The sequence below is a fragment of the Burkholderia sp. BCC1972 genome, assembly GCF_905339605.1.
In the GTDB taxonomy this organism is placed as follows: domain Bacteria; phylum Pseudomonadota; class Gammaproteobacteria; order Burkholderiales; family Burkholderiaceae; genus Burkholderia.
Genome location: NZ_CAJPGH010000032.1, coordinates 1 through 21,632, shown reverse-complemented (window position 1 = coordinate 21,632; position 21,632 = coordinate 1). Strand labels below are relative to the sequence as shown.

At 68.3% G+C, this 21,632-nt stretch carries 17 protein-coding genes and 1 pseudogene; 13 read left to right on the top strand and 5 right to left on the bottom strand.

The features are described from left to right. Window positions 1-273 precede the first annotated feature (273 nt). From U5798_RS31975 to U5798_RS31940, 8 genes are all read left to right on the top strand, one after another. A complete protein-coding gene (locus U5798_RS31975) occupies window positions 274-1,506 on the top strand; it encodes a 3-methyl-2-oxobutanoate dehydrogenase (2-methylpropanoyl-transferring) subunit alpha (RefSeq protein ID WP_124454032.1) in 1,233 nt (410 codons plus the stop codon). 2 nt (window positions 1,507-1,508) lie between these two features. Next, window positions 1,509-2,549, top strand: a complete 1,041-nt coding sequence (locus tag U5798_RS31970) for an alpha-ketoacid dehydrogenase subunit beta (RefSeq protein ID WP_124454145.1) — start codon at window positions 1,509-1,511, stop codon at window positions 2,547-2,549. A 1-nt stretch (window position 2,550) separates the two neighbouring features. Beyond that, complete coding sequence (locus tag U5798_RS31965) at window positions 2,551-3,870, top strand: dihydrolipoamide acetyltransferase family protein (protein WP_322084327.1); 1,320 nt, start codon at window positions 2,551-2,553, stop codon at window positions 3,868-3,870. A gap of 5 nt (window positions 3,871-3,875) precedes the next feature. Next, window positions 3,876-5,267 carry a dihydrolipoyl dehydrogenase gene (lpdA, locus tag U5798_RS31960; protein ID WP_322084326.1) on the top strand — a complete coding sequence of 464 codons (1,392 nt, stop codon included), beginning with the start codon at window positions 3,876-3,878 and terminating at the stop codon, window positions 5,265-5,267. Between the two features lie 325 nt (window positions 5,268-5,592). Beyond that, on the top strand, window positions 5,593-6,222 hold the full coding sequence (locus U5798_RS31955) for an NAD(P)H-binding protein (RefSeq protein WP_322084325.1): 630 nt from the start codon (window positions 5,593-5,595) through the stop codon (window positions 6,220-6,222). Window positions 6,223-6,372: 150 nt separating this feature from the next. Beyond that, entirely contained in the window at window positions 6,373-7,050 is a 678-nt protein-coding gene (locus U5798_RS31950; RefSeq protein WP_322084324.1) for an SOS response-associated peptidase family protein, read from the top strand. 303 nt (window positions 7,051-7,353) lie between these two features. Further along, window positions 7,354-8,784, top strand: coding sequence for a cytosine permease (locus U5798_RS31945; RefSeq protein WP_322084323.1), 1,431 nt, complete (start codon window positions 7,354-7,356; stop codon window positions 8,782-8,784). 157 nt (window positions 8,785-8,941) lie between these two features. Further along, a complete protein-coding gene (locus tag U5798_RS31940) occupies window positions 8,942-10,012 on the top strand; it encodes a porin (RefSeq protein WP_322084322.1) in 1,071 nt (356 codons plus the stop codon). Between the two features lie 58 nt (window positions 10,013-10,070). On the opposite strand, the gene U5798_RS31935 is transcribed toward U5798_RS31940, so the two are convergent. Then, complete coding sequence (locus tag U5798_RS31935; RefSeq protein WP_175842843.1) at window positions 10,071-11,027, bottom strand: LysR family transcriptional regulator; 957 nt, start codon at window positions 11,025-11,027, stop codon at window positions 10,071-10,073. A 189-nt stretch (window positions 11,028-11,216) separates the two neighbouring features. Here U5798_RS31935 and U5798_RS31930 point away from each other — a divergent pair, with 189 nt between their 5' ends. The 3 genes from U5798_RS31930 to U5798_RS31920 are packed head-to-tail and all read left to right on the top strand — an operon-like array spanning window position 11,217 to window position 14,878. Further along, complete coding sequence (locus U5798_RS31930) at window positions 11,217-12,527, top strand: MFS transporter (RefSeq protein ID WP_322084321.1); 1,311 nt, start codon at window positions 11,217-11,219, stop codon at window positions 12,525-12,527. A gap of 31 nt (window positions 12,528-12,558) precedes the next feature. Further along, window positions 12,559-13,830 (top strand): Zn-dependent hydrolase, encoded by a 1,272-nt coding sequence (locus U5798_RS31925; RefSeq protein WP_322084320.1) that lies wholly within the window; start codon window positions 12,559-12,561, stop codon window positions 13,828-13,830. A gap of 25 nt (window positions 13,831-13,855) precedes the next feature. Further along, window positions 13,856-14,878, top strand: a complete 1,023-nt coding sequence (locus U5798_RS31920; protein ID WP_322084319.1) for a histone deacetylase family protein — start codon at window positions 13,856-13,858, stop codon at window positions 14,876-14,878. 146 nt (window positions 14,879-15,024) lie between these two features. On the opposite strand, the gene U5798_RS31915 is transcribed toward U5798_RS31920, so the two are convergent. Both U5798_RS31915 and U5798_RS31910 read right to left on the bottom strand, forming a co-directional pair. Next, entirely contained in the window at window positions 15,025-16,230 is a 1,206-nt protein-coding gene (locus tag U5798_RS31915; RefSeq protein WP_322084318.1) for an MFS transporter, read from the bottom strand. A gap of 662 nt (window positions 16,231-16,892) precedes the next feature. Beyond that, window positions 16,893-17,804 (bottom strand): LysR family transcriptional regulator, encoded by a 912-nt coding sequence (locus U5798_RS31910; protein WP_322084317.1) that lies wholly within the window; start codon window positions 17,802-17,804, stop codon window positions 16,893-16,895. A gap of 161 nt (window positions 17,805-17,965) precedes the next feature. On the opposite strand from U5798_RS31910, the gene U5798_RS31905 reads away from it, so the two are divergent. Beyond that, window positions 17,966-18,886, top strand: a complete 921-nt coding sequence (locus U5798_RS31905) for a pyridoxal-phosphate dependent enzyme (protein ID WP_322084316.1) — start codon at window positions 17,966-17,968, stop codon at window positions 18,884-18,886. A gap of 243 nt (window positions 18,887-19,129) precedes the next feature. Here the strand turns inward: U5798_RS31905 and U5798_RS31900 are convergent, their stop codons facing one another. Together U5798_RS31900 and U5798_RS31895 are read right to left on the bottom strand one after the other, a co-directional pair. Beyond that, window positions 19,130-20,143 (bottom strand): DUF2242 domain-containing protein, encoded by a 1,014-nt coding sequence (locus U5798_RS31900; RefSeq protein ID WP_322084315.1) that lies wholly within the window; start codon window positions 20,141-20,143, stop codon window positions 19,130-19,132. A gap of 116 nt (window positions 20,144-20,259) precedes the next feature. Next, a complete protein-coding gene (locus U5798_RS31895; RefSeq protein WP_322084314.1) occupies window positions 20,260-21,153 on the bottom strand; it encodes a LysR family transcriptional regulator in 894 nt (297 codons plus the stop codon). A gap of 108 nt (window positions 21,154-21,261) precedes the next feature. Here U5798_RS31895 and U5798_RS31890 point away from each other — a divergent pair. Continuing rightward, window positions 21,262-21,600: pseudogene (locus tag U5798_RS31890) on the top strand (TerC family protein); the annotation flags it as partial. Window positions 21,601-21,632: the final 32 nt, after the last annotated feature.

Genomic DNA, 21,632 nt, shown 5'->3' with positions numbered 1-21,632 from the left:
CTCATTGTCTGCCCATTCCCGTCAACGCTCGATGCAGCGCAGCATGGCATCGAGCGGCCGCCAGCCGGGACAGGCCCGCCGGGCCTCCCTCCCGCGCCCGACATGGCAAATCTGCTCACTGCAATCGAGCGGCTTGGACATCGACGTCCGGCGCCGCAAGGCATAGATTTCCAAGGTTGACGTGCTTATCCGCGCGTCAGCCCGCGCGCAGGCCGGCAACCGGCCGCGCGTTCCTAATCAGCGTGAGACACAATCGAGCGTGGAGACGACACGATGAGCCTGTCAGAGCCATTGCGTCTGCATGTGCCGGAGCCCACCGGGCGCCCGGGCTGCAAGACGGATTTTTCCTATCTGCATCTATCGCCGGCCGGCGCAGTCCGCCGCCCGCCGATCGACGTAGCCGCGGCAGACACCGCCGACCTCGCCCGCAGCCTGGTGCGCGTGCTCGACGACAGCGGCAAGGCCGTCGGCCCGTGGGCGCCCGATCTCGACGATGCGCGACTGATCGCCGGGCTGCGCGCGATGCTCAAGACCCGCATTTTCGACGCGCGCATGATGATCGCGCAGCGCCAGAAGAAAATCTCCTTCTACATGTTGAGCCTCGGCGAAGAGGCGATCGGCACCGCGCACGCGATGGCGCTGCGCGACGGCGACATGTGCTTCCCGACCTACCGGCAGCAGAGCATCCTGATCGCGCGCGACGTATCGCTCGAGCGGATGATCTGCCAGCTGATGTCGAACGAGGGCGACCCGCTGAAGGGCCGTCAGCTTCCGGTGATGTATTCGGATCGCGAAGCCGGCTTCTTCTCCATTTCCGGCAACCTCGCGACGCAGTTCATCCAGGCGGTCGGCTGGGCGATGGCGTCGGCGATCAAGGGCGACACGAAGATCGCGTCCGCGTGGATCGGCGACGGCGCGACGGCCGAAGCCGACTTCCACACCGCGCTGACGTTCGCGCACGTGTACCGCGCACCGGTCGTGCTGAACGTCGTCAACAACCAGTGGGCGATCTCGACGTTCCAGGCGATCGCGGGCGGCGAGGGCACGACCTTCGCCGGGCGCGGCGTCGGCTGCGGGATCGCGTCGCTGCGCGTCGACGGCAACGATTTCCTCGCGATCTACGCGGCGTCGAGCTGGGCGGCCGAACGCGCGCGCCGCAATCTCGGCCCGACGCTGATCGAGTGGGTCACCTACCGTGCGGGGGCGCACTCGACGTCGGACGACCCGACCAAGTACCGGCCGAGCGACGACTGGTCCCATTTCCCGCTCGGCGACCCGATCGAGCGCTTCAAGCGTCACCTGATCGTGAAGGGCATCTGGTCGGACAGCGCGCACGACGCGCTGACGGCCGAGCTCGAAGCCGAGGTGATCGCCGCGCAGAAGGAAGCGGAGAAATACGGGACGCTGGCCGACGACCGGATTCCATCGCCGGCCTCGATGTTCGACGACGTGTACAAGGAGCTGCCCGCGCACCTGCGCCGTCAGCGCCAGGAACTGGGAGCATGATCATGGCGCAACACGAGACAGGTACGGCGACGCAGCCGATGACGATGATCCAGGCGCTGCGCTCCGCGATGGACGTGATGCTCGGCCGCGACAGCGACGTGGTCGTGTTCGGGCAGGACGTCGGGTACTTCGGCGGCGTATTCCGCTGTACCGAAGGACTGCAGAACAAATACGGCAAGTCGCGCGTGTTCGATGCACCGATCTCAGAAGGCGGGATCGTCGGCGCGGCGGTCGGGATGGGCGCGTACGGGCTGCGCCCCGTGTGCGAGATCCAGTTCGCCGACTATTTCTACCCTGCGTCCGACCAGATCGTGTCGGAAGGCGCGCGGCTGCGCTATCGCTCGGCCGGCCAGTTCACCGCGCCGATGACGATCCGCATGCCGTGCGGCGGCGGCATCTACGGCGGCCAGACGCACAGCCAGAGCCCGGAGGCGATGTTCACGCAGGTGTGCGGGCTGCGCACGGTGATGCCGTCGAATCCGTACGACGCGAAAGGGTTGCTGATCGCATCGATCGAAAACGATGACCCGGTGATCTTCCTCGAGCCGAAGCGGCTGTACAACGGGCCGTTCGACGGTCATCACGAACGGCCGGTCACGTCGTGGCTCAAGCATCCGGCGAGCGCGGTGCCCGAGGGCTACTACACGGTGCCGCTCGATACGGCCGCCATCGTGCGGCCCGGCAGCGACGTGACGGTGCTGACGTACGGCACGACCGTGCACGTGTCGCTCGCCGCGGCCGAGGAGACGGGCATCGATGCGGAGGTGATCGACCTGCGCACGCTGTGGCCGCTCGACCTCGACACGGTCGTCGCGTCGGTGCGCAAGACCGGGCGCTGCGTCGTCGTGCACGAGGCGACGCGCACCTGCGGTTATGGCGCGGAACTCGTGTCGCTGGTTCAGGAGCACTGCTTCTATCACCTCGAAGCGCCGGTCGAGCGCACGACAGGCTGGGACACGCCGTATCCGCATGCGCAGGAATGGGCGTACTTTCCGGGCCCGACCCGGGTCGGTGAAGCGTTGCGACGCGTGATGGAGGCGTGAGATGGGGATTCATGTCATCAAGATGCCGGATATCGGCGAAGGGATTGCCGAGGTCGAGCTGGTGGCCTGGCATGTGGAAGTCGGGCAGGTAATCAAGGAAGACCAGCCGCTCGCCGACGTGATGACCGACAAGGCGGCGGTCGAGATTCCGTCGCCGGTGACGGGCAAGGTGCTCGAACTGGGCGGCCGGATCGGCGAGATGATGGCGGTCGGCAGCGAGCTGATTCGGCTCGAGGTCGAAGGCAGCGGCAACCTGAAGGCCGGCGCACCGGTGCGAGAAACAAAGGTGGAAACCGCACCGGTCGCGGTCGCGGCGGCGCCGTCGAAGCCGGCGGCCGAGGTGCCGGCCGAACCGCCCGCCCGGCCCGCGCCGCAGCGCGCACCCGCGGAGCCGCGTCGTGCGGCGCAATCTACGACGCAGCCGCGCGCGGCGCTCGCGCCGGGCGAACGGCCGCTCGCGTCGCCGGCCGTGCGTCAGCGCGCATGGGACATGGGGATCGAGCTGCGCTATGTGCGCGGCACCGGTGAAGCAGGGCGGATCCTGCATGCGGATCTCGACGCATATGCGGGCTCCGGCGGTGGCGCGGCGCGTGCGTCGCACACGCATGGCTACGAGGAGCGCAACGACGAAACGGACGTGCCGGTGATCGGCTTGCGGCGTGCGATCGCGCGCAAGATGCAGGAAGCCAAGCGCCGCATCCCGCACTTCAGCTACGTCGAGGAAATCGACGTCACCGAGCTCGAATCGTTGCGCACGGAACTGAACCGGCGCCACGGCGATACGCGCGGCAAGCTCACGCCGCTGCCGCTGCTGATCCGCGCGATGGTGATCGCGCTGCGCGACTTCCCGCAGATCAACGCGCGCTTCGACGACGAAGCGGGCGTCGTCACGCGCTACGGTGCGGTGCACATGGGCGTCGCGACGCAGACGGACGGCGGCCTCACGGTACCCGTACTGCGGCATGCGGAAGCGCGCGACGTGTGGTCGATCTCGGCGGAAATCGCACGGCTCGCCGATGCAGTGCGCGCGAACCGCGCGCAGCGCGACGAGCTGAGCGGTTCGACGATCACGATCTCGAGCCTCGGTGCGCTCGGCGGCATCGTGTCGACGCCGGTCATCAATCATCCGGAGGTCGGCATCGTCGGCGTGAACCGGATCGTCGAGCGGCCGATGATCCGCGACGGCGCGGTCGTCGCGCGCAAGATGATGAACCTGTCGTCGTCGTTCGATCATCGCGTCGTCGACGGCGCGGACGCGGCCGAATTCATCCAGGCCGTGCGCGCGGTGCTCGAACGCCCGGCCCTGCTGTTCGTGGAGTGAGCGCGATGAAGAACGAACACACCACCTTGCTCGTCATCGGCGGCGGCCCGGGCGGCTACGTCGCCGCGATCCGCGCCGGCCAGCTCGGCATCCCGACCGTGCTGGTCGAGCGCGAACGGCTCGGCGGCACGTGCCTGAATATCGGCTGCATTCCGTCGAAGGCGCTGATCCACGTGGCCGACGCGTTCGAACAGGCGTGCGGTCATGCGGGCGAGGGCGCGCTCGGGATCCGCGTGCGCACGCCCGAGATCGACATTGCGAAAAGCGTCGCGTGGAAGGATGGCATCGTCGACCGGCTGACGCGCGGCGTCGGCGCGCTGCTCAAGAAGAACGGCGTGCGCGTGCTGCATGGCGATGCACACGTGGTGGACGGCAAGACCGTCGATGTCGTCACCGGCGGCCATTCGGTGCGGATCAGTTGCGAACACCTGTTGCTCGCGACCGGTTCCGAGCCGGTCGCGCTGCCGACGATGCCGTTCGGCGGGCACGTCGTGTCGTCGACCGAGGCACTGTCGCCCGCGACGCTGCCGAAGCGGCTGGTCGTCGTCGGGGCCGGGTATATCGGGCTCGAACTCGGGACCGTCTATCGCAAGCTCGGGGTCGACGTCAGCATCGTCGAAGCGGCCGACCGCGTGCTGCCTGCGTACGATGCGGAACTCGGGCGGCCGGTGGCCGATTCGCTCGCACGGCTCGGGGTCAGGCTGTGGCTCGGCCACAAGGTGCTCGGGCTGGCGGAGCACGGCGCGGTGCGCGTGCAGGCTGCCGACGGCGCCGAGCAGGTGCTGCCGGCCGATCGCGTGCTGGTGGCCGTCGGCCGCCGGCCGCGCGTCGACGGTTTCGGGCTCGAGACGCTGCAGCTCGATCGCAACGGCCGCGCGCTGCGGATCGACGACGAATGCCGGACGTCGATGCGCAACGTGTGGGCGATCGGCGATGTTGCCGGCGAGCCGATGCTCGCGCATCGCGCGATGGCGCAAGGCGAGATGGTCGCCGAGCTGATTGCCGGCCGGCGCCGCCAGTTCGTGCCGGCGTCGATCCCGGCCGTGTGCTTCACCGATCCCGAGATCGTGACGGCCGGTTGGTCGCCGGACGATGCGCATGCAGCCGGCGTCGATTGCCAGAGCGCGTCGTTCCCGTTCGCGGCGAACGGGCGCGCGATGACGCTGCAGGCGACCGACGGGTTCGTGCGCGTCGTCGCGCGGCGCGACAATCACCTGATCGTCGGCTGGCAAGCCGTTGGGCGCGGCGTGTCGGAACTCGCCGCGGCGTTCTCGCAGTCGCTCGAGATGGGCGCGCGGCTGGAGGACATCGGCGGCACGATCCATGCGCATCCGACGCTCGGCGAGGCGCTGCAGGAAGCCGCACTGCGTGCGCTCGGCCACGCGTTGCACATCTGACGGGCAAGCCTGACAGGCGCTGCCGATGCGTCACGCACGCATCGGCGGCGCTTGGGCCGTCCATGCCGATTCGTGCTGCGGCGGCGGCACATTCGATGACCATGCACTCGCCGCGCAATGCGTGAATGCGCGCGACACGCGGACCGGTGCGCATGTCACGCCAGCCAAGCCGCATTCCATCGCGCCGGCCCCCACCTGATGGCGCCGTAATTTTTCGAGACGAGGGGAGGGTTGCCGGCGCTGCGCCAGCCGACGATCATGTCGATAGCCGGAAACCGGGCCGCATCGGGCCCGCCAACGCAGGCTTCACACGGAAGAAGCGGACATGAAACTGCTGCTTGTCGGCGCGACCGGACTCGTCGGGCGCCACGTCCTCGAAGTCGCGCTTGCCGATTCGCGGGTCGATCAGGTGGTCGTCCTCGCGCGCCGGCCGCTGTCGCCGCATCCGAAGATGCGCGCGCTGGAGGTCGATTTCGACCAGTTGCCCGACGCGGCCGACTGGTGGCAGGCCGATGCGGTCGTTTGCACGCTCGGCACGACGATGCGGGCCGCCGGCTCGCAGGCGGCCTTCCGGCGCGTCGATCGCGACTATCCGCTGGCGGTCGCGCGCCACGCGCACCGGCACGGCACGCCGACCTATGTGCTGAATTCCGCACTCGGCGCGGATGCCGCGTCGCGTATCTTCTACAACCGCGTGAAGGGCGAGGTGGAGCAGGCACTGGCCGGCGTCGGGTTTGCATCGCTCACCTATGTGCGGCCGGGCCTGATCGGCGGCAGCCGCGATGAATTCAGGTTCGGCGAACGGCTGTTCGTGTTTGCGCTGAACGCGCTCGGGCCGGTGCTGCCGGCGAAGTGGCGCGTGAACCCCGCGTCGCGGATCGCGCGTGCGCTGGTCGATGCCGCGATCGACGCGCGGCCGGGCGTTCACGTCGTCGCATCGGACCGGCTCGTCTGACGCGCAACGGGCTGCGCGCGACGGCATCGAGCGGCCGGCGCGCGGGTCGTCGTCGGTTTGTAAAACTGTTTCGTCATACAAAGCGATAGTGCCGTCCCTGCATGTGCGCTGATCTACGATGGAGACATTGCGTCCATCGTCCGCCCGACCGTGTGCACTCACTACCGCGCTCCCGGTGAAGACCCGGGCATCAGCGAACTGAAGATCGGCATCGGCGATCTGTATCGTCGCGACCCGTGGGCACCCGACGTGTATCCCGATTACGCGGCGCCCGTCGCCTGCGCCGACGGCAATGGTCTCGCGGTCGTGGCGGCCGTGTTCGGCTTCTGGCCGAAATTCATGCAGCCCGAGCGGCTCGACGAGCACGGCCGGAAGAAAAAGAAGCTCGACACGGTGAATGCGCGCACGGAAACGGTCGGCACGTCGCGTCTCTACGCGAATGCCTGGCGCAGCGGCCAGCGCTGCCTGATCCCGGTGCGCTGGATCTGCGAGCCGTGCTACGAGACCGGCCGCAACGTGTGGCACCGGATCGGCATCGACGGCTGGCAGCCGTATTGCGTCGCCGGTATCTGGCGCCGCTACGAAGACGGCGACGGGCGCGCATGCATCGGCATGACGATGCTCACGGTGAACGCCGACGCTCATCCGCTGTTCGCGCGAATGCATCGGCCCGGCGACGAGAAGCGCGGCGTCGTGATCCTGCGCAGCGACGATTACGACGAATGGCTGCACACGCGCGACGTCGAAGCCGCACGGCGCATGCTGAACCTGTTTCCCGCCGGCGACATGACGGCCGAGCCTGACCAGGCAGCACCGGCCGGTACCTGACCTTTCGTTTTCACGATGCCCGACTGGCGGCGAAATGGCCCGCCTGCGCGACGCTTGCTCGGACGATTTCGAAAATCGGTCGATTCCGGGTAATTACCGATATCTCGCAAGTTGTATATACAAGATCATCCGCTGGCAATGTCGGCACACGTCGTGCCGCTTGCGCGCCAGCGTGCTGACCGTGCGTGCGTGGCGCATGCCGGCGATCCACGGCGCCCCGCACCCGCAGAGCCGAAAGGGCGGCTCGCAGCATCCTGTCCCGTTCAAACCATGTGTGGTCCTGAGTATTTTGGAGATTGACCCGTGTCAACGAATTCCAGTGGAAAAGCCGGCGGACTGATCGAGGTACGCTCGATCGACTTCATTCCCGATTCCGAGCGCCATGGCGGCCTGCTGAGCCAGTTCACGCTGTGGCTGTCGGCGAACATGCAGATCACGGCCATCGTCACGGGCGCACTCGCGGTCGTGCTCGGCGGCGACGTGTTCTGGTCGCTGGTCGCGCTGCTGCTCGGCCAGCTCGTCGGCGGCGCCGTGATGGCGCTGCACGGCGCGCAGGGGCCGCAGCTCGGGCTGCCGCAGATGATTTCGAGCCGCGTGCAGTTCGGCGTATACGGCGCGATGATCCCGATCGTCCTGGTGTGCCTGATGTATATCGGTTTTTCCGCGAGCGGCTCGGTGCTGGCCGGGCAGGCCGTCGCACAGCTGCTGCACGTCGACGACGCAGCCGGCATCCTGCTGTTCGCGGCCGTGATCGTCGTGCTGACCGTGTTCGGCTACCGCGCGATCCACTTCGTCGGCCGGATCGCCAGCGTGGTCGGCATCGTCGCGTTCGTCTACATGTTCGCGCAGCTGTTCGCGAACCACGACGTCGGCGCGTTGCTCGCCAACCGTCATTTCTCGCTCGCGAGCTTCCTGCTGTCGATGTCGCTGTCCGCGTCGTGGCAGATCGCGTTCGGCCCGTACGTCGCCGACTATTCGCGCTACCTGCCGCGCTCGACGTCGTCGGTCGCGACGTTCCTCGCGGTCGGCCTCGGCTCGGTGATCGGCGCGCAGGCGGCGATGGTGTTCGGCGTGTTCGCGGCCGCGCTGGCCGGCAGCCAGTTCGCGCACCATGAAGTGTCGTATATCGTCGGGCTCGGCTCGACGGGCGCCGTGGCCGCGCTGCTGTACTTCAGCATCGCGTTCGGCAAGGTGACCGTGACGGCGCTCAACGCGTATGGCAGCTTCATGTCGATGGCGACGATCGTCAGCGGCTTCCGCGGCAAGGGCGCGGTGTCGTCGAAGAGCCGCCTCGTGTACATCTTCGGGATGATCTGCGTGTCGACGCTGATCGCGCTCGCGGGCCGTCATTCGTTCCTGAAGGAATTCACCGCGTTCATCCTGTTCCTGCTCGCGTTCTTCACGCCGTGGAGCGCGATCAACCTGGTCGACTACTACTGCTTCACGCGCTCGCGCTACGACGTGCCGGCGCTGTCCGATCCGGACGGCCGCTACGGCCGCTGGAACGTGATGGCGATCGCGATCTACGTCATCGGCATCCTGGTGCAGCTGCCGTTCATGTCGACGCACATCTACACGGGGCCGCTCGTCGATGCGCTCGGCGGTACCGACATCTCGTGGATCCTCGGGCTGATCGTGCCGGCCGTGCTGTATTACATCGGCGCGCGTGCGTCTCGTCGCAGCATTCCCGAACGCCTGATCCTGCCGCTCGAACGCGGCGAAGTTCACCACTGACCGCGCATCTCGCGCATCGGGCCGGCGCGTTGCCGGCCTGAGCGTCGAGCCCGGCGCCGTCTGCGCCGGGCCGACCCGACCGATTCCCATTCCCGCGATACCGGTACGGCGTGATTGCCGCGCCCGGCATCGTTTCATTCTTCGTTTATTAAATAGTATGACTAAATATATTGAAGCGCACGGCAGCGATTGCCGAGCGCGGCCGGTGCACGCCGGTCTTCGCACGACGGTCGCAGCCGCGTGCCTCGCCGCATCGGGAACCGCGCTCGCGCAGGACGGCGTCACGCTGTACGGCGTGATCGACGAATTCGCGCAGGTCGTGAATACGGGTAACGGCTATACGGCGGCGCTCAACTCGGGTGGCCAGTGGGGCAGCCGGTTCGGATTGAAGGGCGGCGAGGATATCGGCGGCGGCCAGAAGATCGAGTTCGCGCTGGAGAACGGCTTCAACCCGAACAACGGCTCGCTCGCGAGTGCGGGCAGCTTGTTCAACCGGCAGGCGTGGGTCGGCATCGCAGGGCAGTGGGGCAAGGTGCGCGCGGGCCGGCAGAATTCGCCGCTGTTCAACGACCAGGGCGGGCAGGATGCGTTCGGCGGCGTCACGCAGGCGTCCGGCATGGACAACCTGACCGTGTTCGCGTTCCGCACGAGCAACACGCTGTCGTACCAGAGCCCGGAGATCGCCGGTTTCCAGGGCGGGTTGTACTTCGGGTTCGGCGATGCGGGCGGCGTGCGCTCGGCCGGCTCCAGCCAGCAGTTCGACCTGACCTACGAACACGGGCCGTTCGGCGCGTTCGTCGCGGGGCAGTGGTTGAAGAACGCGACGGCGACCACGACCGATCGCACGATCATGGCCGGCGCATCGTACGAGATCGGCAAGGCCACCGTGTACGGCGGCTTTTCGGCAGTGAAGTGGGCCGACCTCGGCATCGATTCGCGCGTGTACGGGCTGTCGGTCAAATACCAGCTCAACCCGGCGAACACTGTCGCGCTCGGTTATGCGTACCTGCACGACCAGTCGTCGCAAGGCAACAATGCGGACCAGCTCGGGCTGATGTACGAGTACGACCTGTCGAAGCGCACGAGCTTCTACGGCGCGCTGTCGTACCTGCGCAACCGCAACCAGGCCGGCTACACGCTCGCCGGCGCAGCGAACCCCGGCTTGCCGCTCGCGTATCCGGGCGCGAATGCGCGCGGCGTGCAGCTCGGCATCGTGCATCGCTTCTGACGTTGCCGACGGGCCGGACCGCGTGCGCCCGGCGCCTTCCGCCGGCGCATGCGCGCCGTCATTTCCCGAGCCGTTCCGCGAGCGAATAGCGCTGCATGCAGCGCTCCATCGCGTCGAGAAACGCATGCTCGGCCGCATTCATCTTGCGGTCGCGATGCCACAGCAGGAACACGTCGACGTCGACGAGCCCGTCGTCGGGCGGCAGCCGCCACAGCCGCTGCTGCGCGATGTCGTCGCGCACGATGTGCTCGGGCAGGCAGCCGATTCCGTAGCCCGCGAAGATCAGCCGCCGCACTTCCTCGAGGCTCGGCGACGACGCGACGATGCGGCCCGTGAAGCCCTTCTGGTCACGGAACACGGTGAGCGGCGACAGGCTGTCGCCGATCTGGTCGCTCGTGAACGACACGAAGTTCTCTGCGAGCAGGTCGTCCATCCGCAACTGCGTCTGCCCGAACAGCCGGTGATGGCGGCCGCAGTAGATCGCATAGCGCTGGCGCAGGAAACAGCGCATCTCCAGCTTGTCGTGCGGCGTGCGGCACAGGCCGAGCCCGGCCGTGGCCGTCTTCTGCAGCAGCGACGACAGGATGTCCGACGAGCGCATCACTTCGATCTGCAGGTCGATGCGCGGATACGCGCGATGAAATTCCGCCAGGAACTCGTCGTAGACGGGCGATTCGATGCGGCTCACCGTCAGCAGCCGGATCGAGCCGGTCAGGTCGGCCGTGCTGTCGTCGATTTCGGTTTCGAGACGCGAGATGCCGCCGTAGATGTCGCTCGCGATCCGGTACACGGCTTCGCCGGCCGGCGTCGGCGCGAAGTGTGCGCCGCGCCGCTCGATCAGCCGACGCTCGAGCGTCTCCTCGAGCCGCCGCAGCGCCTGGCTCACGGCCGGCTGCGTCACGTGCAGGCGCGCGGCCGCACGGCTCACGCTGCGCTCCTGCATGATCACCAGGTAGGTGCGCAGCAGGTTCCAGTCGAGGCGGTCGTTCAGGAATGGGGCGAGGTCGGGGCGCATCTGGTCTCCGGGCGAGGCGTGAGGCAGTCATTAGTTGAATTTATACAGAGAATAATAACTTGAAATTTGACTAATGATTTGCGGCCGCCGATAAAGGAGGGGCGCCGCAGCGTGCGGCGCGAGGCCGCGACAGACGGCCATCACCCGATATTGCGTGTCGCCCCGCCGCGGCGCGCGTCAGGAGCCCGCATGACCCAGTCCCTTCCTTCCGCCCGCCAGCCGGCACGCGCCGCGACGGCCGCGTTCATCGGCACGATGATCGAGTGGTACGACTTCTACATCTACGCGACCGCCGCCGCGCTCGTGTTCGGCGAACTCTATTTCCCGTCGCACGACCCGTTCGTCAGCACGATGGCATCGTTCGCGACGTTCGCGGTCGGCTTCTTCGCGCGTCCGCTCGGCGGCGTGATCTTCGGCCATCTCGGCGACCGCATCGGCCGCAAGAAGGCACTCATGACGACGCTGATGATGATGGGCGTCGCGACCGTCTGCGTCGGGCTGCTGCCCGCTTATTCGAAGGTCGGCATCCTCGCGCCGGTGCTGCTCGTCGCGCTGCGCGTCGTGCAGGGGATCGCGGTCGGCGGCGAATGGGGCGGCGCGGTGCTGATGGCCGGCGAGCATGCGCCGCAGGGGCGCCGCACGTTTTTCGCATCGTTCGCGCAGCTTGGCAGCCCGGCCGGACTGATCCTGTCGCTGATCGCGTTCCGCGCGGTCACGTCGATGGACAAGGCCGACTTCCTCGCGTGGGGCTGGCGCCTGCCGTTTCTCGCGAGCGCGGTGCTGCTCGTGGTGGGCATCCTGATCCGGCTCGGCGTGAACGAGTCGCCGGAATTCGCGCGCGTGAAGGAAACCAACCGCACGGTGAAGCTGCCGGTCGCGGAAGTGTTCCGTTCGGCGTCGGGGCTCGTGCTGCTCTGCATCGGCGCGAACACGATCGGCATCGCGGGCGTCTATTTCACGAACACGTTCATGATCGCGTACACGACGCAGTACGTCGGCGTCTCGCGTTCGCTGATCCTCGACAGCCTGTTCGCGGTTGCGATCATCCAGTTCATCGCGCAGCCGATCGCCGCCTGGACCGCCGAGCGGATCGGCGGCGCGCGCTTCCTGAAGCTCGCGGCGCTGCTCGCGATGCTGTCGCCGTATCCGATGTTCATGCTCGTGCAGGGCGGCACGTCCGCATCGCTGATTGCGGGCATCGCGCTCGCGGTCGTCTGCATGGCCGGCTTCTATTCGGTGATCGCGGGCTTCGTCAGCGACGTGTTTCCCGCCCACGTGCGCTATTCGGCGATCTCGCTCGCGTATCAGATCTGCGGCGCGGTCGCAGGCGGCCTGACGCCGCTCGTCGGCACGTGGCTCGCGCATCGCTTCGCCGGCCAGTGGTGGCCGCTCGCGGTGTTCTACACGAGTCTCGCCGGCATCTCGCTGCTCTGCATCGTCGCGCTCGACGCGCGCCGGGCAGCGCGGCCGGCCGCTGCCGAAGCGCTCGGCTCGCACTGAACCTCAACGAACGAATTCATCCGGAGTGCACATGAAAGACCTGCTGGAAATCGACGGCGCCCGCTTGTGGCAGAGCCTGGCCGACATGGCGCGCGTCGGCGCGACGCCGCGCGGCGGCGTGCGGCGCCTCGCGCTCACCGATGACGACCGGCGCGGGCGCGACCTGTTCGCGCAATGGTGCCGCGACGCAGGGATGACGGTCAGCGTCGATGCAGTCGGCAACCTGTTCGCGCGGCGCGACGGCGCCGATGCTCATGCGGCGCCCGTGCTGATCGGCAGCCACCTCGATACGCAGCCGGAAGGCGGCCGCTTCGACGGCGTCTATGGCGTGCTCGCCGCGCTCGAACTCGTGCGCACGCTGAACGACGCGGGCATCGCGACCGGCAAGCCGCTCGAAATCGTGTCCTGGACCAACGAGGAAGGCGCGCGCTTCGCGCCGGCGATGCTCGGGTCGGCCGTGTTCACGGGCGCGTTGCCGCTCGACGAAGCGCTTGCGAAGCAGGACGCCGACGGCGTCACGCTCGGCGCCGCACTGGACGCATGCGGCTATCGCGGCACGCGTGCGACGGGCGGGGCGGTCGACGCGTATTTCGAAGCGCATATCGAACAGGGGCCCGTGCTCGAGGCGAACGGCACGACGATCGGCATCGTCACGGGCGGGCAGGCGATCCGCTGGCTCGACGTGACCGTGACGGGCGTGGCCGCGCATGCGGGCACGACGCCGATGCCGTATCGCAAGGACGCGTATTTCGCGAGCGCACAGATCGCGCTCGAACTCGAACGGATCGTCGCCGGCCATGCACCGCGCGGGCTTGCGACGATCGGGCAGGTCGGGATCCGCAATGCGTCGCGCAACACCATTGCCGGCGACCTGACGTTCACGGTCGACCTGCGCCATCACGACGATGCCGAAGTCGATGCGATGGAGCGCGACCTGCGCGATGCGTGCGCACGTATTGCCGCCGTGCGTGGCGTGCAGGTCGCGATCGACACCTGCTGGCGCAGCCCGGCGACGCCGTTCGACCGCGGCTGCGTCGAACTGGTTGCGCAGGCGGCCGAAGCGTTCGGCTACACGAACGAGCGGATCGTCAGCGGCGCCGGCCACGACGCGATCCTGCTCGCGCGCCGTTTCCCGACCGCGATGGTGTTCATCCCGTGCGTCGACGGCCTGTCGCACAACGAGGCCGAGGACGCGTTGCCCGACGACGTGACGCGCGGCACGAACGTGCTGCTCCATGCGGTGCTGGCGCGCGCAGGCATCGCGGCGCGCGTCGAGGCGGCGGCCGCCACGCACGACGCGTGACGCGGGGAATTGACGAGGACGAACGATGAAAACCTATTTCCATCCCGAACAACTGCTGCACCATCCGCGCAGCTATCTGTCGCGCGGCCGGATGCGCGAACCGCAGGAAGTGCCCGAACGCGCGGCGCGGCTCGTCGCGGCCGTGCGCGCGCTCGACTTCGACGTGCGCGAACCGGCCGACCGCGGCACCGCGCCGATCGCGGCCGTGCACGACATGAACTACCTGCGCTTTCTCGAGGAGGCGCATCGCGACTGGAAGCGGATGCCCGACGACTGGGGCGACGAAGTGATGTCGAATGTGTTCGTGCGCGACCCGAACCCGTTGCGCGGCGTGCTCGCGAAAGCCGCGCGCTATCTCGCCGACGGCAGCTGCCCGGTTGGCGCGAATACGTGGCGCGCCGCGTACTGGTCCGCGCAGGACGCGCTCGCGGCCGCGGCCGACGTCAACGACGGCGCGCGCGCGGCCTACGCGCTGTGCCGGCCGCCCGGCCATCACGCGCGCCGCGATGCAGCCGGCGGCTTCTGCTACCTGAACAATGCGGCGATCGCCGCGCAAGCGCTGCTCGGTCGCCATCGTCGCGTCGCGATCCTCGACACCGACATGCATCACGGGCAGGGCGTGCAGGAGATCTTCTACGGCCGCGACGATGTGCTGTACGTATCGATCCACGGCGATCCGACCAACTTCTACCCGGTCGTCGCGGGCTACGAGGAAGAGACGGGCGCGGGTGCCGGCGACGGCTTCAACCTCAACCTGCCGATGCCGCACGGTGCGCCGGAATCGGCATTCTTCGAGCGGCTCGACGACGCATTGCGTGCCCTCGCGCGATTCCAGCCCGACGCGCTCGTGCTCGCGCTCGGCTTCGACGTCTACAAGGACGATCCGCAATCGCAGGTTGCCGTCACGACCGACGGGTTCGGGCGGCTCGGCGGCGCGATCGGCGCGCTCGGGGTGCCGACGGTGATCGTGCAGGAGGGCGGTTATCACCTCGACAGCCTCGACGCGAACGCCCGTGCGTTCTTCGGCGGGTTTGCCGCAGGGCGCTGATCGAGCCGTCGGAGACGTTCGTCGGATTTCGTCATGAAAAACACCCCGAAGGTTGGATCCAGGTCCACCCTTTGGGGTGCAGTTCAATCGCGCGGCCGTAAAAATGCGTGCGGAACGGGCCTCGGCAGTCCGGGCCTTGCCCGCGCTTACGAGTTCGCGGCAGCCGGCGAGCGGCGGCGCTGCGCGACCTGCAGCATGACGAGCGCAAGTCCGGCCGCGGCGATCAGCCCGCCGACAAGCGGCACCGCCGCGTAGCCGAACCCGGCCGAGAGCGCCGCACCGCCGGCAGCCGCGCCCACTGCATTGCCGAGGTTGAACGCACCGATGTTGACGGCGGACGCGAGGCCCGGCGCTTCATGAGCGGCGCGCATCACGCGCATCTGCAGCGGCGGTACGACCGCGAACGTCGCGACACCCCACACGAGCAGCGTGACGGCGGCGCCGACGTGCGTGCTGGCGAGCAGCGGGAACGCAGCCATCGTCGCGATCAGCAACAGCAGGAAGCCGATCAGCGTGCCGTCGAGCGAACGGTCGGCGAGGCGGCCGCCCGCGATGTTGCCGATCGAGAAGCCGACGCCGATCAGCACGAGCATCGCGGTCACGAAGCCGGGCGTCGCGCCGGTCAGGTGTTCGAGCGTCGGTGCGACATACGTGTAGAGCGTGAACATCGCGCCGGCGCCGAGCACCGTCGTCGCGAGCGCGCCGAGTACGACCGGGCGCGTCAGCACCGAGAGTTCGGCGCGCAGGTCGGGCATCTTGCCGGCTTCGCCCTTCGGCAGCGCGGCGAACAGGCCGGCGATCGCGATCAGGCCGAGGCCCGCGGTTGCCGCGAACGACATGCGCCAGCCGATGATCTGGCCGAGCCAGGTCGCGGCCGGCACGCCGCCGACGTTCGCGATCGTGAGGCCCATGAACATCGTCGCCACCGCGCTCGCCTGCTTCTCGCGCGGCACGAGGCTGGCCGCGACCACCGAGCCGAGCCCGAAGAACGCGCCGTGGTTGAGGCTCGTCACGAGGCGGGCGAGCAGCAGCGTCGTGTAGTCCGGCGCGACGGCCGACAGCAGGTTGCCGATCGTGAAGATCGACATCAGCGCGATCAGCGCCGAGCGGCGCGACCAGCGTGCGAGCAGCAGCGTCATCAGCGGCGCGCCGACCATCACGCCGATCGCATACGCGCTGATCAGCATGCCGGCCTGCGGAATCGACACATGCACGCCGTCGGCGATCACGGGCAGCAGGCCCATCGGCGAGAACTCGGTCGTGCCGATGCCGAACGCACCGGCGGCGAGCGCCAGTAGCGGCAGCGCGGCGCTGCCGCCCGGGCGGGAAGGAGAAGATGTCGTGGCGTTCACGCGATGGGCTCCTGTAGTCGAGGGGCAACGGCACGGGACCGTTGCGGACAGGGCGAAGTGTGCCTGCATTACTTTTGCGGAAAAAGCTGCGCGCTGACGAAATTATCTTGATTTCATGTCAACAATGCGGACGGTGAGCCGTGCGCTCGAGAGGCCCGTGGGCGGTGTGCCGGCGCGGTTGGCTAGCGACGGTGTCTTTTGTGAAAGGTATTGGTAATGCAGGCGACGGATCCGTCCGCCATGCGGTCGCGATTCGGAGGCGGGTTGCGGCGGGAGGAGGGGCGTTCGGCATGACACGCCGGACGTTGCCCGGCGACGTGCCGCCATCCCGCTCGGGCTCGTCGTCCCGGCGCCTTCCATCACGTAGAGCCGGAATTGCGCGAGGGCCGGAAACCCTTTCAGGCAAGGCACCAAAGCAAAAAAGCCCCGACCACAGGGGGACCGTGACCGGGGCGGAAACGCATCCTCTCTTTGGCACGAGGGTTGGATGCGGGCGCAGTATATTTCGGCCCGCGGCAATTCGAATCGGCGTTAAACGACCGTTTTTGGTGCCAATTTGAAAATTCCGGGGCCGCAATGTGAATCGTCGGCTTTTGAAAGATTTTTTGCCAGCACGGCAGGCTTGTCCCGACCCGAAGCCGGACCCGGCACAGGGCTCACGATCATCTCGTCTCGCCGGCCGCATTGCGCACGGCCGCGAGAAACCGCGCGACGATCGGCGACGGTGCCGCCGCCGCGCCGTCGAACACGAATTCGATATCGAAGCGGCTCGCCAGCTCGTCGAGCGCGACGAGCCGGACCGTGTGCGGGCAGGTCGGAGACGCGCTTTCCGGAACGAACGCGCAGCCCATCCCGGCCGCGACGAGGCCGATCAGCGTCGGGATGTCGCTGCCGACCTGCGCGATGCGCGGCGTGAAGCCGGCCTGCTGGCACTGCGCCATCAGGAACCGGTGGTGCGCGGCCGAGCGCTGCGCGTCGAACCAGACGAACGGTTCGTCCGCGACGTCGGCCAGCGTGCGCGGCGCATCGAAGCGGCGGCCCGGCGGCGCGGGCATCGCGAGCACGAAGCGGTCGCTCAGCAGCCGCACGCCCGACAGGTGCGGCGCCTCGTCGCGACGCCACGCCATGATCCCGGCGTCGAGCTGGCCGCGCATCAGCGCGCTCGCCTGTTCGGCAGACAGCATCGGCGCGATCGACAGCTTCACGTCCGGGCACGCGTCGCGAAACGCCTTGAGCACGTTCGCGACGATCGGCAGCGGCAGGCAGTTCGGCAGCGCGCCGAGCCGCAGTTCGCCGAGCTGGCCGGCCGCGCTGCGCAACGCGCGTTCGCGGCTGTCCTGCAGCGTCGCGAGCAGGCCGGTCGCATCCTTCACGAAGCTCGCGCCGGCCGCCGTGAGCGTGACGCCCGTCGCGCGGCGGACCAGCAGCGGCGTGCCGATCGCGTCCTCAAGTTCGCGGATCTGCCGCGACAGCGCGGGCTGGACGATGCCGGCCGCGCGGGCGCCGGCCATCACGCTGCCGGCTTGCGCGACGGCCACGAAGTAGCGCAAGTGACGCAGTTCGATCTGGCGCATGCGGTGTTCGCTCCGGTTTGCAGATATACCTGACAAGCATATCAAACGCTATTCGATGGTATTGGAAAGCATGACTAGCCTGCCGTACGATGACCGTCATTGCCGCACGCGCTTGCTCGCGAGTCGCGTGCGCGTCGTCCGTTCCTACTGCGCCCCGTCCCATGCCGCTTCATATCCCGACCCCTTATGTCCGCTCGCAAATCATGTCCCGCCGGCTCGGCCGCACCATCCGCCTGAAGCTCGATGCGCTGCAGCCGTCGAGCTCGTTCAAGCTGCGCGGCATCGGTGCCGTCTGCGAAGCGCGGCACGCGGCCGGCGCGCGGCGGTTCGTGTCGTCGTCGGGCGGTAACGCGGGTATCGCGGTCGCGTATTGCGGCCGCGAACTCGGCGTGCCGGTGCTTGTCGTCGTGCCGGAAAGCGCATCGGCCCGCGCGCGCGAACGGATTCGCGTCGAAGGCGCGGAAGTGGTCGTGCATGGCGCGAGCTGGGCCGAGGCGAACGCGTTTGCGCAGTCGGCGCTCGGCGAGCACGACACGTTCGTCCATCCGTTCGACGATCCCGTGCTGTGGCAGGGCCACGCGACGATGATCGACGAGATGGCGGCGGCCGGACCGAAGCCCGCTGCGGTCGTGCTCGCGGTCGGCGGCGGCGGGCTGCTGTGCGGCGTGCTCGAAGGGCTGGCGCGCAACGGCTGGCACGACGTGCCGGTCGTCGCGGTCGAAACGGAAGGCGCCGACTGCTATGCGCGGTCGCTTGCGCAGGGGCGCCCGGTCGAACTGGCCGCGATCGCGAGCATCGCGACATCGCTCGGCGCGAAGCGGCCGTGCGATGCGGCGGTCGAATGGGCGACACGGCACGAGATCCATCCCGTCGTCGTGTCCGATGCGGACGCGGTGGCCGCATCGCTGCGGTTTCTCGACGAACACGGGATCGTCGTCGAACCCGCATGCGGCGCTGCGCTGGCCGCGCTCGAGCGGCCGGTGCCCGTGCTCGAGAAAGCGTCGGACATCGCGGTGATCGTCTGCGGTGGCGTGACGGCGTCCGTCGAGCATCTGCAGACGCTGCGCGCGACGTTGCGGTAAATCGCTGCGCAAGCGAGCAGGGCGGTCGGCAAATCGCGGGCGGTCAGTGACGCTCGGGTTGCGGCCGCCGCGGGCAGCGGCTGCGCATGGTGTGGCGCGTCGCGTCGGCGTAATTTCTCCGTCGGCACTGCGCGGCCCGGCCGGAAGTGCGGAAATCGCTTTGGAGAATGATGCGCAGGGAGCGCGTATCGTCGCGCTGTACCGCGTGCGGCCGGGCGCGACGATACGGGACGGCGGAGCCGGTCAGTTCGCGGCCGGTGCGCTCGCGCCGGACGGCGCCGACGATGCAACCGGGTTGGCGGCGGCAGGCGCGGGCGAGGTGCTCGATGGTGCGGACGCCGAAGCGGGTGCGGAGGTTGCGGACGCAGGCGCGGGCACGGACGAGGCCGGCTTGGCAGCGGCCGGTGCCGAAACGGCGGGCGTCGATGCCGCGGCGGCAGGCGCCGCCGGGCTGGAAGCCGATGCAGGTGCGGAAGCCGGTGCGGCAGCCGCTGCCGGCGCGGCAGCATGCGTCGCAGCCGACGCCGCGGCAGGCACGGCAGTCGCACCCGATTCGGGCGCGACGCCCGGCACCGACAGCGGGACCGGCGCCGCGGGCGGCGTCGGCACGACCGGCGTCGTCATCTTCATCGGCTCGCCTTGCGGCGTCGGCGCGGGTTCGGGCAGCGGCGCGACGGGTTCCTTCTCGGCAGCCTTCACTGTGGCGCGATCGCGGCGTGCCGGGTCGATCTTCAGGAAATGGTCGACGAGATTGAAGAAGCGCTCATAGAACACGCCGGCCGGAATCGTCTCGCTCGCGGTCTTGACGAGCGCATCGTCGCTCGACCCGATCGGCAGCGACAGCGAGCCGAACACGCTCAGGCCCACGCTGGCCGACGTATTCGACTTCTTCAGCGTGTAGCGGTCCTGCACGGCGTTCACGTACGCGATGCTCGACGTGCCGTCGGCATTCGCATCCGCGCACACGACGTGAAATTCGATCACGACGTGCATGTCGTTGCTCGGCTGGAAATTCTTGCTGCCGTCGACCGCGTCGTTGCGCGACGACGACACCACATAGCCCTGGCTCAGCAGCGCGCGCCGCGCGGCCTCGCAGGCCGCGTCGGATTTCGAGTGGAACGTATGCGCATACGGGCTGCTGGTCGCGTCGAACTGTTCCTGCTGGTAGATCGGCTTGGGCGGCGACGAGCACGCCGCCAGCACGGCCGCGGCAGCGAGCGCGCACGAAACGGAAAACAGGCGAAATCGGTTGTGCATGGCGTCTTTCAGAAGGCTTGGCGAGAGGTCGCGCAATGGCGGTGCCCGCGATGATGCGCGTGCACATCTCGTAAGGCCGGGGCGTCATTATAGTTTCGTTTGATGTCGCGCTCGCTTCAGTCGGCCGGCGCAACGCGCGCCGCGGCCAGCAATTGCGACGCCAGCGGGTGATGTTCGCCGCGCCGCGAGCGGATCGCGTGGATCTCCTCGGTCACGTCGCCCGCGCGCCCGAGCCGCCGCAACCCGCGCAGCAGCGACGCATCGTTCGCGCCGAGTTCGCTCAGCGGAAACACGCCGAGGCCGCGCGCCGCGAACACGGCCATCAGCGCACTGTCCTCGAATTCCCCGGCCACGCGCGGCACGATCCGTTCGCCTTCCAGCCACAGGTCGAGGCGGGCGCGCAGCGCCGAATGCACGGTCGGCAGCAGCACGGGCAGGTCGGCCAGGCACTGCGGAAAGCGTTGCCGCGCGGCCGGCGTGACGAGTGCCGCGGGGCCGTACCAGTCGACCGGCGACGCGACGAGCCGCTCGCTCGTCACGCGCAGGTTCGACCCCGACGGCGCCCCCTGGCCGGCGAGCACGAGATCGAGATGATGCAGCGCGAGTTCCGCGAGCAGCGCATCGTGCTCGCCCTCGTGGCACAGGAGCCGCAGCGTGGGCGTGTCGAGCACGGGAGCCAGGATCGCATGCGCGGCGAGCTTGGAGATGCCGTCCGCGAGCCCGACCGCGAGCCGCACGGTCGGCCGGCTGGCCGCCGCGCGCACTTCGTCGGGGATCAGCCGCCCCATCTCGAAGATGGCCTCCGCACGCGCAAACGCGGCCTGGCCCGCGTCCGTCATCGTGACACCGCGCCCGGCCGGGCGCAGTAATTGGTGCCCGAGCGATTTCTCGAGCTCGCGCACCTGCGCGCTGATCGTCTGCACGGCCATGTCGAGCCGGCCGGCCGCGCGCGCGAAGCCGCCTTCCTTCACGACGACCCAGAAATAGTACAGATGTCGAAAATTGAGCATCGGATCGATATATCGTAAAAACCGAACCTAAAGTCAGATTCTCTCTGATTTTTTCGAAGTTCGGGGCGGCCTATCATCAGGCTTTCCACTTTCGTATCGGCCCATTTCATGGACTACCTGCTGACGCTTGCCGTCGATCCCGCCGTCTGGGCTGCGCTCCTGACGCTCGTCGTGATGGAAGTCGTGCTCGGCATCGACAACCTGATCTTCATCTCGATCCTCAGTAACAAGCTGCCCGAAGCGCAGCGCGCTCGCACGCAACGCCTCGGCATCGCGCTCGCGCTGGTGATGCGCCTCGCGCTGCTCGGCAGCGTCGCATGGATCGCGAGCCTCACCGAACCCGTGTTCACGCTGTTCGACCATGCGTTCTCGTGGCGCGACATGATCCTGCTGTCCGGCGGCCTGTTCCTCGTGTGGAAGGCGACCACCGAGATCCATCACCACGTGTAGATCTCAAGAGCGTCCTGAACATAAAAAGA

What these genes read in the sequence shown, in the direction of transcription:
- U5798_RS31975 (WP_124454032.1), top strand. Translation starts at nt 274, where the DNA reads ATGAGCCTGTCAGAGCCATTGCGTCTGCATGTGCCGGAGCCCACCGGG.
- U5798_RS31970 (WP_124454145.1), top strand. Translation starts at nt 1,509, where the DNA reads ATGGCGCAACACGAGACAGGTACGGCGACGCAGCCGATGACGATGATC.
- U5798_RS31965 (WP_322084327.1), top strand. Translation starts at nt 2,551, where the DNA reads ATGGGGATTCATGTCATCAAGATGCCGGATATCGGCGAAGGGATTGCC.
- lpdA (WP_322084326.1), top strand. Translation starts at nt 3,876, where the DNA reads ATGAAGAACGAACACACCACCTTGCTCGTCATCGGCGGCGGCCCGGGC.
- U5798_RS31955 (WP_322084325.1), top strand. Translation starts at nt 5,593, where the DNA reads ATGAAACTGCTGCTTGTCGGCGCGACCGGACTCGTCGGGCGCCACGTC.
- U5798_RS31940 (WP_322084322.1), top strand. Translation starts at nt 8,942, where the DNA reads ATGACTAAATATATTGAAGCGCACGGCAGCGATTGCCGAGCGCGGCCG.
- U5798_RS31935 (WP_175842843.1), bottom strand. Translation starts at nt 11,027, where the DNA reads ATGCGCCCCGACCTCGCCCCATTCCTGAACGACCGCCTCGACTGGAAC.
- U5798_RS31930 (WP_322084321.1), top strand. Translation starts at nt 11,217, where the DNA reads ATGACCCAGTCCCTTCCTTCCGCCCGCCAGCCGGCACGCGCCGCGACG.
- U5798_RS31925 (WP_322084320.1), top strand. Translation starts at nt 12,559, where the DNA reads ATGAAAGACCTGCTGGAAATCGACGGCGCCCGCTTGTGGCAGAGCCTG.
- U5798_RS31920 (WP_322084319.1), top strand. Translation starts at nt 13,856, where the DNA reads ATGAAAACCTATTTCCATCCCGAACAACTGCTGCACCATCCGCGCAGC.
- U5798_RS31910 (WP_322084317.1), bottom strand. Translation starts at nt 17,804, where the DNA reads ATGCGCCAGATCGAACTGCGTCACTTGCGCTACTTCGTGGCCGTCGCG.
- U5798_RS31905 (WP_322084316.1), top strand. Translation starts at nt 17,966, where the DNA reads ATGCCGCTTCATATCCCGACCCCTTATGTCCGCTCGCAAATCATGTCC.
- U5798_RS31900 (WP_322084315.1), bottom strand. Translation starts at nt 20,143, where the DNA reads ATGCACAACCGATTTCGCCTGTTTTCCGTTTCGTGCGCGCTCGCTGCC.
- U5798_RS31895 (WP_322084314.1), bottom strand. Translation starts at nt 21,153, where the DNA reads ATGCTCAATTTTCGACATCTGTACTATTTCTGGGTCGTCGTGAAGGAA.